Origin of the sequence: Xanthomonas hortorum, from assembly GCF_024339125.1 — a bacterium.
Classification (GTDB): domain Bacteria; phylum Pseudomonadota; class Gammaproteobacteria; order Xanthomonadales; family Xanthomonadaceae; genus Xanthomonas; species Xanthomonas hortorum.
This window is the reverse complement of record NZ_CP101417.1, coordinates 3391424-3405677: the sequence shown is the minus strand read 5'-3', so window position 1 is coordinate 3405677 and position 14254 is coordinate 3391424. Positions and strand designations below refer to the sequence as shown.

The following is a 14254-nucleotide window of genomic DNA, read 5'->3' as shown; positions in this document are numbered from 1 at the left end:
CGCTTTTTCCTGTGAAGCCAGTCCCTAAACCCTTGATCCATAAGATCAGCAGGCCGTGGAACCGGCAATGGAGCATGAGTATAACGGGCCGGCCATCGCTGGCGGCGGCGCCATAAAGACAAAGGGCGCCTAACAAGGCGCCCTTCGGATACAGCATGCGGCGTGGATCAGGCGTCGGATTCGACGATGACCTTGACCGAGGTTTCCACATCGGCGTGCAGGTGCAGCACAACGTCGTACTCGCCGACATTGCGGAATGCGCCTTCGCCCAGGATCACTTCGCTCTTTTCCAGCGGCAGGCCGGCGGCGGTGAACGCCTCGGCGATGTCGCGCGGGCCGACCGAACCGTACAGCTTGCCTTCGGTAGACGCATGCGCACCGATGGTGACGCTGGCGCCTTCGAACTTGGTGGCGCGGCTCTGTGCATCGGCCAGGATGCTGTTGGCCTTGGCTTCGTAATCGGCACGCTTGGTTTCGAACGCTTCCACGTTGGCAGCGGTGGCCGGAACGGCCTTGCCCTGCGGCACGAGGAAATTGCGGCCGTAACCCGGCTTGACGCTGACCTTATCGCCCAGGTTGCCCAGGTTGGTCACTTTCTGCAGAAGAATCAGATCCATGGTGGTGCTCCGTTATTCGTTAGCGCCGGCGCTTTGGCCGACGCAACGTTTGCTGTCCGAAAAGACGGGGATTCGGGAATCGGGATTTGGGAATCGCAAGAGCACGATCAACACCGCATCTCGAATGACCGGCCTCTATATTTTAATAACCCGCACATGGATGTGCGGGCTCTTCCGAGGGACTCGGATTAGACGTCGTGATTGTCCGTGTACGGAATCAACGCCAGGAAACGCGAGCGCTTGACGGCCGTAGCCAGCTGACGCTGGTACTTGGACTTGGTACCGGTCACGCGGCTCGGCACGATCTTGCCGTTCTCGGTGAGGTACTGACGCAGGGTGTTGAGATCCTTGTAATCGATCTCTTTCACGCCTTCGGCGGTGAACTTGCAGAACTTGCGACGACGGAAGAACTTGGACATGACAGCGCTCCTTAAGCGGCTTCGGCGTTGTCGCCGTCGGTATCGGTGGCGGCAGGTGCAGCATCGCCCTCATCGTCATCACGACGACGACGCTCGCTACGCTCGGGCTTGTCGCCCTTCTCGTCCTTGCTCTTCATGATCAGCGACTGCTCGGTGTCCGGGCCATCGCGCTTGACGACCAGGTGACGCAGCACCGCATCGTTGAAGCGGAAGCTTTCCACCAGCTCGCTCAGCACGGCCTGGTCGACTTCGATGTTGAGCAGCACGTAGTGCGCCTTCACCAGGTTCTGGATCGGGTAAGCCAGCTGACGACGGCCCCAGTCTTCCAGACGGTGGATGGTGCCGTTACCGCCCTCGATCAGCGACTTATAGCGCTCGATCATGGCCGGGACCTGCTCGCTCTGATCCGGGTGGACCAGGAACACGACTTCGTAATGACGACTCATGTTTGTTATTACCTTTCGGATGTGGCCACGTGGGCCGGACAGCTCCCCGGTGAACCGCGCAAGGCGGCCGGTGGAGCAAGGATCCCCACCCGAAACCGGGTAGGAAGCAGGAAAGTATGGCAGTTCAGGCGCTTAGCCGCAACCTGGCCATACCAGCAGCCAAGTTTACGAGCGTGATATCTGCGCGGCGACTGCTTAAGCCCCTCTCCCGCCGGGAGATGGGTTGGGGTGAGGGTACGGGGCAAAGCCACTCGTGTCGTTCAGCCACGCGAGGCTTCGCTCCGTACCCTCACCCGCCCTTCGGGCACCTTCTCCCGAGGGGAGAAGGAATCAGCGGTGCTCGGCGGCCGTCGTGAAGCTCTCCCCACACCCACACTCGGCCGTGGCATTAGGGTTGCTGAAGGTAAAGGTCTCGCTGAGGCCGTGCTTGCCGAAGTCGATGCAGGTGCCATCGACCAGCGGCAGGCTGGTGGGGTCGACGAAGATGCGCACGCCGTCCTGCTCGAACACTGCGTCGTCATCGCGCTGGTCGCGCGCCAGGTCGGTGATGTGGCCCCAGCCGGAGCAACCGGTCTTGGTCACGCCGAAGCGCAGGCCCAGCGTCCCCGGGGTCTGCTGCACGAAACGCTGCACGCGCTCCAGCGCGGCGGGGGTGAGGCTGATGGCCATGGGAGGTGCTCCGAAAACGATGGTGGCAAGTATAGCGAGGCCGCAACAACCGCGGCGGCGTCCTCAGCTGCGTCACCTCCCTCAAATGGGGGCACAGCAGGCCTGCGACAAGCACCTCGACCCGCAAGCGGTTCAGATGCTCGCGCCAGCGCGCCCGCAGCCAGTAAACTCGCAGACCATTCAAAGTCGCTACGGCGAGGACAAGTCATGACGGTGGTCAGCGTTGAACATGCGCTTGCGGGGAAGCTCCCCGAAGGCGGCGAAGTCACGGTACGGGGGTGGGTGCGCACGCTGCGCGGATCTGCCGGACTGGCCTTCATCAACGTGACCGATGGCTCGTGCTTCGCTCCGATCCAGGTAGTGGCCAACGACACGTTGCCCAATTTCGACGAAATCAAGCGTCTGACCAGTGGCTGCTCGCTGATCGCCAAGGGCGTGCTGGTCAAGTCGCAGGGCAAGGGCCAGTCGTTCGAGATCCAGGCCAGCGGTGTCGAGATCGTCGGCTGGGTCGAGGACCCGTTGACCTACCCGATCCAGCCCAAGCCGATGTCGCCGGAGTTCCTGCGCGAAGTGGCGCATCTGCGCCCGCGCACCAATCTGTTCGGCGCGGTCACCCGTATCCGCAACTGCCTGGCGCAGGCGGTGCACCGCTTCTTTCACCAGAACGGTTTCAACTGGATCAGCACCCCGATCGTGACCACGTCCGACGCCGAAGGTGCCGGGCAGATGTTCCGCGTCTCGACCCTGGACATGGCCAACCTGCCGCGCAACGAGAAGGGCGAGGTCGATTTCAGCCGCGACTTCTTCGGCAAGGAAACCTTCTTGACCGTATCCGGCCAGCTCAACGTGGAGGCGTATTGCCTGGCCCTGAGCAAGGTCTACACCTTCGGCCCGACCTTCCGCGCCGAGAACAGCCACACCACGCGCCATCTGGCCGAGTTCTGGATGATCGAGCCGGAAATCGCCTTCGCCGATCTGGCCGAAGACGCGCGTCTGGCCGAGCAGTTCCTCAAGTACCTGTTCCGCGCGGTGCTGGACGAGCGCGGCGACGATCTGGCCTTCCTGGCCGAGCGCGTGGACAAGAACGCAATCAGCAAGCTGGAAGCCTTCATCAATGCGCCGTTCGAGCAGATCGATTACACCGAGGCGGTGAAGCTGCTGCAGAACTCCGGCAAGAAGTTCGACTTCCCGGTCGAATGGGGCCTGGACCTGCAGACCGAACACGAGCGCTGGCTGACCGAAGAACATATCGGCCGTCCGGTGGTGGTGACCAACTATCCAGAGCACATCAAGGCCTTCTACATGCGCCTGAACGACGACGGCAAGACGGTCGCTGCGATGGACGTGCTGGCACCGGGCATTGGCGAGATCATCGGCGGCAGCCAGCGCGAAGAGCGCCTGGATGTACTGGATGCACGCATGGCGCAATTCGGCCTGGATAAGGAGCACTACAGCTGGTACCGCGATTTCCGTCGCTACGGCTCGGTGCCGCATGCCGGCTTCGGCCTGGGGTTCGAGCGGCTGGTGGTGTACGTGTGCGGGCTGAGCAATATCCGCGACGCCATCCCCTACCCGCGCGCGCCGGGCAGCGCCGAGTTCTGATGTGACAACTGAAGCGGCCACTGTGACCATGTACCGTCCGTTGGGCCCGGAGGAATACGCATTGGTGCGTGACTCCGGCTTCCAACGCTGGCCGCCGCGATTGCCGGAGCAACCGATCTTCTATCCGGTCACCAACCAACGCTATGCCGAAGAAATCGCATCGCGCTGGAACGTTAAGGACAGTGGGGTCGGCTATGTGGCGCAGTTCGATGTGCGCAAGTCATTCGTCGAAAATTACGCCGTTCAAAAAGTCGGCGGCGCGCATCACACCGAATGGTGGATTCCTGCCGAGGAACTGGATGCGTTGAACGACAATATCGTCGGCCTGATTGCGATCATCGCCCGCTTCGACGCCCCGCCCCAGGAGCACTCCGCATGACGCTGTTCTTCGCACTGTGTTTTGTCGGTGTCGCAGTGGCCGGGCTCACCGCGCTGCTGATCTTCTGGCCGCTGACGCTGGTACACATGCGCGACCGTCATCCGGAGGCATTGGCCAGCTTCGGCGACCCGGCCTTCATTAGTCCCACGGCGCTGCGCTGGTTGCTGACGCGGCGCTACCGCAGCCACCGCGACAGCGCGCTGTCCGGTCTGGCCACTCCCGCCTGGCTGTCGCTGCTCACCATCTTTTTCGGCCTGGGCATGGCGGCCCTGCTCGGCCTGCTTTCCAAGGTAATGCAATGAACACGTACGAAGACACTGCCCAGGGCGAACAGGTTTCCTGGTGGCTGGCCACGATCGGCCGCACGCTGATCTGGGCACGCCTGCGCGTCAATGAGGCAGGCACCGCCGAGGTGCTGGACAGCGACGGCAAGACGCTGCCCTACGACAGCGAAGACAGCGCCCGTGCGGCCTTGTTCGATGCCGAATTCGTCTCGCTCGACGGGTTGGACGAAGAAGACGCGCTGATGCGCGGTTTCTCGCTCAACGAAGTCTCGCCGCCGCGCGGCGAAGACGATGCGGATCTGCGCGAACGCATGGTCGTGACCCTGGGTGGCCGCGCCTGACATGTACGCCCCACGCGCGTTTGTGCAGACCGATCTGGCCTTGCTGGACTGGCTGATCGCGCGCGACCCGTTCGTCACCCTGATCAGCCAGGGCGAGGACGGCCAGCCGGCAATCACGCATCTGCCGGTGCTGTACCAACGCGATGCGCAGGCCGTGATCATCGAAGGCCACTGGGCGCGCCCCAACCCGCAGGCACGCCAGTCCGGCGATGCGGTGATGGTGGTGCAGGGACCGCACGCCTACGTGTCGCCCAGCTGGTATCTGGACAAGGAGCCTGCCGCGCGCGTGCCGACCTGGAATTACGCGGTGGCGCATCTGCATGGCCGTTGCAGCCAGATCACCGATGAGCGGGAAGTCGGCGATCTGATCGGCCGCATGAGCGCGCATTTCGAACAACGTGTGGGTAGCGATTGGTTGTTCGAGATGGAGCGCGACAGCCACCGCCGGCAATTGCGCGGCCTGGTCGGTTTTCGCTTCGTGCCCAGCCGCATCGAGCTCACCTTCAAGCTCAGTCAGAACCATCCGGCCGGCAATGTCGCTGCGGTCAGCGATGCGCTGGAACAACAAGCCTCCAGCGAATCCCGTGAGCTGGCCACGCTAATGCGCGATACCTTGCGCGCACGCGATGGCGCCGCCTGACCGGCACGGCACACAGTCGATTTCTGCACCACCGCTTTATGGCTCCTCTCTCGAACACACCCTGCCCTCTTTGCTCTGGAATACTGCGCGCATGAACGAGCTCAACCATTTACTCGCAAACAACCAGGCCTGGTCCGAGCGCATCCGTCGCGAAGACCCGGAATTCTTCTCCAAGCTGTCCACCCAGCAGACTCCGGAATATCTGTGGATCGGCTGCTCGGATTCGCGCGTGCCGGCCAACCAGATCATCGACATGGCGCCGGGCGAGGTGTTCGTGCACCGCAATATCGCCAACGTGGTGGTGCACACCGATCTGAATTGCCTGTCGGTGATCCAGTTCGCGGTGGACGTGCTCAAGGTCAAGCACGTGCTGGTGGTGGGCCATTACGGCTGCGGCGGCGTCTTCGCCAGCCTCACCCAGAAGCGTATGGGCCTGGTCGACAACTGGATCCGCCACGTCACCGATGTGGCCGACAAGCACGAAGCCTGCCTGCACGATGCCGGTGAATTGCCGGCGCAGCACGCGCGGTTGTGCGAGCTCAACGTGCTCGAGCAGGTGGTCAATGTCTGTCGCACCACCATCGTGCGCGATGCATGGGAACGCGGCCAGGACCTGTGCGTGCATGGCTGGGTCTACAGCCTGCGCGATGGCCGCGTGCACGATCTGGGCATGTCGATCGACCGCTCCGAGCTGCTGCAGGAGCGTTACGACACGGCGCTGGCGCAGATTCAGGCCGATCACACCGAACGCTGAGTCGCACCCGCACACCATCTCACGACGGTGCCCATCGGCGCCGTCGGTTGGCTATGCTGGACGTCTTCTTTGCCGAGGAACGTCCATGCTGGTCCCGCCGATCAACCTGCATGCCTGGATCGAGCAATACCGCCACCTGCTCAAACCGCCGGTGGGCAACAAATGCATCCAGCAGGACGGTTTCATCATCATGATCGTCGGCGGGCCGAATGCGCGCACCGACTATCACTATGACGAAGGCCCGGAGTGGTTCTTCCAGCTCGAAGGCGAGATGGTGCTGAAGGTGCAGGACGAAGGCGTGGCACGCGACATTCCGATCCGCGCCGGCGAAATCTTTCTACTGCCACCGAAGGTGCCGCACTCGCCGCAGCGCGCGGCCGGCTCGATCGGCCTGGTGATCGAGCGCGAGCGCTTGCCCAACGAACAGGACGGCCTGCAGTGGTATTGCCCGCAGTGCAATCACAAACTGTACGAGGCGATGTTTCCGCTGCAGAACATCGAAACCGATTTTCCGCCGGTGTTCGATCATTTCTACCGCTCGCTTGCGCTGCGCACCTGCACCCAGTGCGGGCACGTGCACCCGGCGCCCGAGCGTTATGCCGCAACTGAGGCGTAAGTGGCGCAGAGGGTGACGATGCAGAACACGCGTAGCGGGAGGCGCTCGACGGCGCTCGAACGACAGTGGCCGATGCGCGTGCCGTGCAGCGAGGCTGCAATGGCAGGCGACGCAGCGACCGCACGCCGGCCAACAACACGCCTGTCTTTCATCCGCGCAGCTTTCAACCGCGCAGACGCGCAACGTGCATGCCGCTCGAACGCACTGCCACCGATGCCATGCTGCGCGCACTGATCGATCTCAAACCGCGCGACGTACCGCTGCGCGTTGCGCTCCGCAACACCGCCGCAGTGGTGCTGCCGCTGGCGGTGGGCGTGGCCACCGGGCATGTCGCTGCGGGTCTGGCGGTGTGCACCGGCGCGCTCAACACCATGTTCACCGACCAGCCCGGCCCGTATCGCGCGCGTCTGCAACGCATGTTGATGGCCGCGCTGGCCGCCGGTGCGGCCGCGTTGCTGGGCATTTGGGTGGGCCACAACACCCCTGCTCTGGTGGTCGCCGGCTTGTTGCTCGGCCTGGGCGGCGGGCTGCTGGTGGCGCTCGGCCCGGTGGCCGCGCGCGTGGGCCTGACCAGCATGATCCTGCTGGTGGTCAGCGCCGATATGCGCTTGCCGATCGCGCAGGCACCGGGCGTGGCCGCGCTGATCTTAGCCGGCGGCCTGCTCCAGGTCGTGCTGGCATTGGCCGCGTGGCCGCTGCAACGCTATCGCCCGGAACGCTTCGCACTGGCCGATCTGATGCGCCAGCTGGCAGGCATCGCACGCCAGCGCCCGGAAGCCAGCGCCGCGCCGCCGGCAACGCAGGAAGTACTCGATGCGATGGTGATGCTGCACGGCGAACATCGCTCGCGCGCGATCGCCGTGCAGAGCTTTCGCATCATTGCCGAGCTCTGCGATCGGGTACGACTGGAACTGCTGTCGCTGGCCGATGCCGACACCCGCCTGACCGAGTCGCAGGCGCGCCCGGCCATCGAGCGCGTGCTCGAACGCAGCGCCATCGTGCTGGAACAACTCGCACACGCAATGACGGTGGGCGAAGACCCGTTAGCGGCGGATGCCTCGATGACCGGCTTCGACGATCTGGTCGCGGCCCTGGCGCAGTTTCAGCACGACAACACCGACACCCGCGAACGCCGGCTGGTGCGTGTGGCGGTGGCGCGCGCGCAAGGCCTGGGCGGGCAGTTGCGCGCCCTGATCCGCAATGCGCACTGGGCCAGCAGCCGTGGCGAGATCCAGGCGCAGTTGGCCGAAGCGCGTTTACCTGCGGCACTCAGGCCAGCGGCGACCTTGGCCACCTTGCGCGCAAATCTGGATCTGTCCTCGGTGGCGTTTCGGCATGCGTTGCGTTGCGGCGTGTGTCTGGCACTGGCGATCGCCTTCCAGCGTTGGCAGCAGATTCCGCACGGCTTCTGGATTCCGATGACCACCGCCATCGTGCTCAAGCCGGATTTCGGCGGTACTTTCAGCTTCGGCGCCTTGCGCGTGGCAGGTACCTTCGTCGGCTTGTTGGTGGCCACGTTACTCGCACATTTTGCGATGGATGGCGCCAGCATCCGGCTGGCGTTGCTGGCGCTGTTTTGCCTGGGTTTCCGCTTGTTGACGCAGGTGAATTACGGTATCGGTGTCGCGTTTCTGACCGGCATGCTGGTGCTGTTGCTGTCGTTCGAAGGCGTGGCGCCGGGCGACGCCATCGGTGCGCGTCTGCAGGCAACGGTAGCCGGCAGCGCATGGGCGTTGATCGCCTACGCGTTGTGGCCCACGCGCGAGCGCCGGCATATCCGCGCATCGCTGGCGCAACTGCTCAGCGCGTATCGCGATCATCTGCGCCATCTGTTGCTCGGCCAGATGGAGGATTTAAGCGATACCCGCGCCGCCGCACGTGTGGCGCGCACCAATGCGCAGGCCTCGATCGAACGGCTGCGCGGCGAGCCACGCAGCCGGCGCAATCTGCACGAACTCAAACTCGCCGAATCGCTGCTGGCCAACGGCAACCGGCTGATCCGTGCCACCTTGTCGCTGGAAGCGGTGCTGCGCGATGGCCACCCCTTACCCACGCTGGCGGCATTGCCCGCATTTGCGGAACAGGCCGATCAGGCGCTGACGGACCTGATCGACTGCCTGATCCACGGCGGCATCCCCGCAGCGGCCACCTTGCGCAGCGCCGAGCGCCGTTTGTCCGATGCGTTGGCCGCACTGCCCGACAGCTCGCCCACCACCGCTGCACTGGCCGACACCGTCGACCGCATCACCGACAGCATCGGCACGTTGACCCATCTGTTGCGCCCGGCCCGACCAGCGTCAACCGGTGCCTCTGCAGAGGCACCGGCCGTGCATGACGGCGCCCCCACTGCCGGCGGGTAAACTGACCTCACCGACCCGCGCTGCGAGCCTTGACGATGACCGACCCGCTGTCCCGCGCCCATGCCGTTGCACTGGACGCCGCCGACCCGCTGCGCCGCCTGCGCGATGCGTTCGTGTTCCCGCAGCATGGCGGCCAGGATCAAACCTATTTCGTCGGCAATTCGCTGGGCCTGCAGCCGCGCGCCGCGCGCGCAATGGTCGCCGAAGTGCTCGACCAGTGGGGCGCACTCGCAGTGGAAGGCCACTTCACCGGCCCCACGCAATGGCTGACGTATCACCAATTGGTGCGCGATGGTCTGGCGCGCGTGGTCGGCGCACTGCCCGGCGAAGTGGTCGCGATGAACACGCTGAGCGTCAATCTGCATCTGATGATGGCCAGCTTTTACCGCCCCACGCCCGAGCGCGGCGCGATCCTGATCGAAGCCGGTGCGTTTCCGTCCGACCGCCATGCGGTGGAATCGCAACTGCGCCTGCATGGGCTGGATCCGGCCACGCACCTGATCGAAGTGGAAGCCGATGAGCCCAACGGTACCTTGTCGATGGCGGCGATTGCCGAAGCCATCGCATTGCATGGCCCGCGTCTGGCGTTGGTGCTGTGGCCCGGCATCCAGTACCGCAACGGCCAGGCCTTCGCGCTGGGCGACATCGCGCGTTTGGCGCGCGCGCAAGGCGCCGCGGTGGGTTTCGATCTGGCGCATGCGGTCGGCAATATCCCGCTGACGCTGCACGACGATGGCGTGGATTTCGCGGTGTGGTGCCACTACAAATATCTCAACGCAGGGCCCGGTGCGGTGGGCGGTTGTTTCGTGCACGAACGCCATGCCAACAGCGACCTGCCGCGCATGGCCGGTTGGTGGGGGCACGAACAGCAGACCCGCTTCCGCATGGACCCGCAGTTCGTGCCCTCGCCTGGTGCCGAAGGCTGGCAGCTGAGCAATCCGCCGGTACTGGCGCTGGCGCCGCTGCGTGCGTCGCTTGATGTGTTCGACCAGGCCGGCATGCCGGCGTTGCGTGCAAAATCCGAACAGCTCACCGGCCATCTGGAACAGTTGATCCACACACGCGTGCCGCAGGTGCTGCAGATCGTCACCCCGGCCGACCCTGCGCAGCGTGGCTGCCAGCTGTCGCTGCGGGTGGCAGGCGGGCGCGCGCAAGGGCGCTCGCTGTTCGAGTATCTGCAGTCGGTGGGCGTGCTTGGCGACTGGCGCGAGCCGGACGTGATCCGCATCGCACCGGTGCCGCTGTACAACCGCTTCTGCGATCTGCACCAGTTCGTCGAGCAGGTGGAAACCTGGGCCGCCGCCTGAGCACGTACGGCACAGACTGTGCCATCGAACAGGTGTGCGCGTGAGCCGGAACCGGCGCACGCGCACGTACACTCCAAGCCCGCACCTGGCTGACCGGCTTGCGCTGTTGCCAGCCGCTTCACCTTTTCCCTCTCCGCCGGCACCCGCGTCCGGCCGCTGCCGGATACCGCATTGAGCGCAGTCTCTCCTCGTTCCCTGACCCTGATCGGCGCCGGCTTGGCCGGTTGCCTGCTCGCTATCCTGCTGTCGCGTCGCGGCTGGCAGGTCACCGTCTACGAGCGCCGCGGCGATCCGCGCATCAAGGGCTACGAGTCCGGCCGCTCGATCAACCTGGCGCTGGCCGAACGCGGCCGCCACGCGCTGCGCCAGGCCGGCGCCGAAGATGCGGTAATGGCCAAGGCCGTGATGATGCGCGGGCGCATGGTGCATCCGCTGGTTGGCGAGCCGCAGCTGCAACGCTACGGGCGCGACGACAGCGAAGTAATCTGGTCGATCCACCGCGCCGCATTGAACGTCGCATTGCTGGATCTGGCCGAACAGGCCGGCGCACGCGTGCATTTCTACCGCCGCCTGCACACCGTGGACTTCGACGCCGGCTACGCGCGCTTCATCGACGACCGCGACGACCAACCGCACGAGATCCACTTCCAGAGCCTGATCGGCAGCGATGGCGCAGGCTCGGCGCTGCGCGCGGCGATGCAGCGAAAATCGCCGCTGGGCGAGCGCATCGAATTTCTGGACCACTCGTACAAGGAACTGGAAATTCCGCCCCTGCCCGGCGGCGGTTTCCGCATCGAACGCAACGCGCTGCACATCTGGCCACGCGGGCGTTACATGTGCATCGCGCTGCCCAATGATGGCGGCACCTTCACCGTCACGCTGTTTCTGCCCAACACGGGCGAGCCAAGCTTTGCCACCACGCGTACCGGCGACGAAGCGCTGGCCTTGTTCGCGCGCGACTTCCCGGATGCCTTGCCGCTGATTCCGCAGCTCAAGGAGCATTGGGAAGAACATCCGCCCGGGCTGCTCGGCACCTTGATGCTGGACCGCTGGCATCTGGACAGCCGCGCATTGCTGATCGGCGACGCCGCGCATGCGATGGTGCCGTTCCACGGCCAGGGCATGAATTGCGCCTTCGAAGACTGCGTGGCGTTGGCAGAGCAGCTGGACGCGCACGACGATCTTGAAGCCGCATTTGCTGCGTTCGAAGCAGCGCGCCGCGACGATGCCGCGGCGATCCAGCAGATGGCGCTGGAAAACTACCTGGAAATGCGCGACCGCGTCGGCGATGCCGCGTTCCTGCTGCAACGCGCACTGGAACAGGAACTGCAGACACGCTGGCCCACCCGCTTCGTGCCGCATTACACGATGGTGACTTTCCTGCGCACGCGCTATTCGATCGCCCTGGCGCGCAGCGAGATCCAGCGCGAGATCCTGGTCGAGGCCACGCGCGGGCAGACCGATCTGTCGCGCATCGACTGGGCTGCGCTGGACGCGGTCGTGCATGCGCGTCTGCAGCCGCTGGAAGGCGCGCACTGATCCCTGCACTGTTCCGTCGCACACAGGCCGGCGTCAACGAGCCGGCGCGCGGATGAGAGATACTAGCCAGCACTGGCGGCGCCCTCCGCAGCGCGCCGCGGATCTGGATTTGATACGGCATGCCTGACAGCTTTCTCTTCTACGACCTGGAAACCTTCGGCCAGGATCCGCGCCGCACGCGCATCGCGCAGTTCGCCGCCGTGCGCACCGATGCGCAGCTGCGCGTGATCGAAGAACCGATCAGTTTCTACGTGCAGCCGGCCGACGATCTGCTGCCCTCCCCGTACGCGACCATGGTCACCGGCATCACCCCGCAGCACGCCCTGCGCGAAGGCGTGAGCGAGGCCGAAGCGTTTGCGCGCATTTCCGAACAGATGAGCCGGCCGCAGACCTGCACGCTGGGCTACAACTCGATCCGCTTCGACGACGAGTTCGTGCGCTGCGGGCTGTTCCGCAATTTCTACGATCCCTACGAGCGCGAGTGGCGCGGCGGCAATTCGCGTTGGGATCTGCTCGATGTGTTGCGGCTGGTGCATGCCCTGCGCCCGGACGGCATCGTCTGGCCGCAGCGCGAAGACGGCGCCACCTCGTTCAAGCTCGAACACCTGGCCGATGCCAACGCTGTGCGCGAAGGCGATGCGCACGAGGCATTGTCGGACGTGTACGCCACCATCGGCATGGCGCGCAGATTCCAGCAACATCAACCGAAATTGTGGGAGTACGCGCTGCGTCTGCGCGACAAGCGCTTTGCAGCGACGCTGCTGGACGTCATCGCGATGCAACCGGTACTGCATATCTCGCAGCGCTATCCCGCCTCGCGCATGTGCGCCGCCGCGGTGCTGCCGTTGACGCGCCATCCGCGCATCGACAGCCGCGTGATCGTGTTCGATCTGGATGGCGACCCTGAAGTGCTGTTGCGCCTGAGCCCGGACGAGATCGCCGACCGGCTATATATCCGCGCCGCCGACCTGCCCGAAGGCGAGCAGCGCATTCCGCTCAAGGAAGTGCACTTGAACAAGTCGCCGGCGCTGGTGGCCTGGCAGCATCTGCGCGCAGCGGATTTCCAGCGTCTGGGCATCGACCACGACGCGGTGCTGGCCAAGGCTGCACGCCTGCGCGAACTCGGCCCTGAGCTGGCCGAAAAAGTGCGCCAGGTGTACGGCAACGAGCGCGCTGCGGCGCCGGCGGTCAACGATGCCGATGCCTCGCTCTATGACGGCTTCCTGGCCGAAGGCGACAAGCGCCTGCTGGCGCAGGTGCGCGCCAGTGCGCCGGCCGAACTGGGCGCGCTGGAGTCGCGCTTTCGCGACCCGCGCCTGGTCGAGTTGCTGTTCCGCTACCGCGCGCGCAACTGGCCGCAGACGTTGTCGTTCGAAGAGCAGGAACGCTGGAACGTCTACCGTCGTCAGCGCCTGCTCGACGACCGTGGCCTGGGCGAGGTCACGCTCGATCAGTTCCATGCGCAAATCGCGGATTTACGGCTTGCTCACCCCGACGATGCTACCAAGCAAGCCCTACTCGACCAGCTCGCCGCCTGGGGTTCGGACCTCCAACGCACGCTATGACCACCTATTTTTCCGACGCCAGCTTCAAGTTTCTGCGCGCCCTGGCCCGCCACAACGACAAGACCTGGTTCAACGACCACCGGCATCAGTACGAGGCGCACGTGCGCCAGCCGTTTTTGCAGCTCATCACCGACCTGCAGCCGGCGTTGACCGAGGTCAGCGAACACTATCGCGCCGATCCCAAGACCCAGGGTGGTTCGCTGTTTCGCATCTACCGCGATGCGCGGTTTTCCAACGACAAATCGCCGTACAAGAACTGGCAAGGTGCGCGCCTGTTTCATGAGCGCCGCCGCCAAGTGCCGGCGCCCTCGTTCTACCTCCATCTGCAGCCGGGCGAGAGCTTTGTCGGTGCGGGGTTGTGGCACCCGGAGCCGGATACCCAGCGCAAACTGCGCCAGTTCATTTTCGACAATCCCGCCAACTGGAAAGCGGCCGCATACGAACCCAAACTGCGCCGCAAGTTCGCGCTGGACGACAGCGAAAAACTGGTGCGCGCACCGCGCGGCTTCCCGAACGATTTCGAGTTCATCGACGATCTCAAGCATCGCAATTGGGCCTATCTGCGGCATCTGGACGACGCCATCATGACCGGCCCGCGCCTGCGCCATACCATCGAAGCGGATCTGGTGGTGCTGGCGCCGTTTGTCGATTATCTGTGCGCCGCACTGGATCTGGAATTTTGATGCAGCGCGCAGCGCAGGCAGCGATGCAAGCTG

The 14254-nt window shown here is 64.8% G+C and carries 16 protein-coding genes; 12 read left to right on the top strand and 4 right to left on the bottom strand.

Translation table 11 applies throughout. The annotated features are described in order from the left end of the window. Nucleotides 1-167 precede the first annotated feature (167 nt). From rplI to NMB96_RS14660, 4 genes are all read right to left on the bottom strand, one after another. Entirely contained in the window at nt 168-617 is a 450-nt protein-coding gene (rplI, locus tag NMB96_RS14675; protein WP_006451584.1) for a 50S ribosomal protein L9, read from the bottom strand. A gap of 188 nt (nt 618-805) precedes the next feature. Next, nucleotides 806-1036, bottom strand: coding sequence for a 30S ribosomal protein S18 (gene rpsR, locus NMB96_RS14670; RefSeq protein ID WP_005991243.1), 231 nt, complete (start codon nt 1034-1036; stop codon nt 806-808). An 11-nt stretch (nt 1037-1047) separates the two neighbouring features. Continuing rightward, nucleotides 1048-1482, bottom strand: a complete 435-nt coding sequence (gene rpsF / locus NMB96_RS14665) for a 30S ribosomal protein S6 (RefSeq protein ID WP_006451585.1) — start codon at nt 1480-1482, stop codon at nt 1048-1050. Nucleotides 1483-1812: 330 nt separating this feature from the next. Continuing rightward, nucleotides 1813-2151 (bottom strand): HesB/IscA family protein, encoded by a 339-nt coding sequence (locus tag NMB96_RS14660; protein ID WP_006451586.1) that lies wholly within the window; start codon nt 2149-2151, stop codon nt 1813-1815. Nucleotides 2152-2358: 207 nt separating this feature from the next. On the opposite strand from NMB96_RS14660, the gene asnS reads away from it, so the two are divergent. The 12 genes from asnS to NMB96_RS14600 all read left to right on the top strand — a co-directional run bounded on the left by asnS (nt 2359) and on the right by NMB96_RS14600 (nt 14221). After that, nucleotides 2359-3753: an asparagine--tRNA ligase gene (gene asnS, locus NMB96_RS14655; protein WP_255085096.1), complete on the top strand. Its 1395-nt coding sequence runs from the start codon at nt 2359-2361 to the stop codon at nt 3751-3753. A gap of 28 nt (nt 3754-3781) precedes the next feature. Next, the gene (locus NMB96_RS14650) at nt 3782-4132 is read left to right on the top strand and encodes a hypothetical protein (RefSeq protein WP_043889754.1); all 351 of its coding nucleotides are present in this window, start codon (nt 3782-3784) and stop codon (nt 4130-4132) included. Continuing rightward, the gene (locus NMB96_RS14645; protein ID WP_006451589.1) at nt 4129-4434 is read left to right on the top strand and encodes a hypothetical protein; all 306 of its coding nucleotides are present in this window, start codon (nt 4129-4131) and stop codon (nt 4432-4434) included. Before NMB96_RS14650 ends, NMB96_RS14645 begins: the two co-directional genes overlap by 4 nt. Then, the gene (locus tag NMB96_RS14640; protein WP_255085095.1) at nt 4431-4757 is read left to right on the top strand and encodes a hypothetical protein; all 327 of its coding nucleotides are present in this window, start codon (nt 4431-4433) and stop codon (nt 4755-4757) included. The genes NMB96_RS14645 and NMB96_RS14640 overlap by 4 nt, the downstream gene beginning before the upstream one ends. Before the next feature lies 1 nt (nt 4758). Further along, entirely contained in the window at nt 4759-5397 is a 639-nt protein-coding gene (locus NMB96_RS14635) for an FMN-binding negative transcriptional regulator (RefSeq protein ID WP_255085094.1), read from the top strand. Nucleotides 5398-5488: 91 nt separating this feature from the next. Then, nucleotides 5489-6151, top strand: coding sequence for a carbonate dehydratase (gene can / locus NMB96_RS14630; protein WP_255085093.1), 663 nt, complete (start codon nt 5489-5491; stop codon nt 6149-6151). A gap of 85 nt (nt 6152-6236) precedes the next feature. After that, the gene (locus tag NMB96_RS14625) at nt 6237-6767 is read left to right on the top strand and encodes a 3-hydroxyanthranilate 3,4-dioxygenase (RefSeq protein ID WP_006450277.1); all 531 of its coding nucleotides are present in this window, start codon (nt 6237-6239) and stop codon (nt 6765-6767) included. 218 nt (nt 6768-6985) lie between these two features. Continuing rightward, a complete protein-coding gene (locus NMB96_RS14620; RefSeq protein WP_183086874.1) occupies nt 6986-9127 on the top strand; it encodes an FUSC family protein in 2142 nt (713 codons plus the stop codon). Between the two features lie 35 nt (nt 9128-9162). Continuing rightward, nucleotides 9163-10434 (top strand): kynureninase, encoded by a 1272-nt coding sequence (gene kynU / locus NMB96_RS14615; RefSeq protein ID WP_023903616.1) that lies wholly within the window; start codon nt 9163-9165, stop codon nt 10432-10434. A gap of 171 nt (nt 10435-10605) precedes the next feature. Continuing rightward, nucleotides 10606-11973 carry an FAD-dependent oxidoreductase gene (locus NMB96_RS14610; protein ID WP_023903615.1) on the top strand — a complete coding sequence of 456 codons (1368 nt, stop codon included), beginning with the start codon at nt 10606-10608 and terminating at the stop codon, nt 11971-11973. A gap of 119 nt (nt 11974-12092) precedes the next feature. Next, nucleotides 12093-13538 carry an exodeoxyribonuclease I gene (gene sbcB, locus NMB96_RS14605; RefSeq protein ID WP_023903614.1) on the top strand — a complete coding sequence of 482 codons (1446 nt, stop codon included), beginning with the start codon at nt 12093-12095 and terminating at the stop codon, nt 13536-13538. Beyond that, nucleotides 13535-14221, top strand: a complete 687-nt coding sequence (locus NMB96_RS14600) for a DUF2461 domain-containing protein (RefSeq protein WP_023903613.1) — start codon at nt 13535-13537, stop codon at nt 14219-14221. The genes sbcB and NMB96_RS14600 overlap by 4 nt, the downstream gene beginning before the upstream one ends. Nucleotides 14222-14254 lie beyond the last annotated feature (33 nt).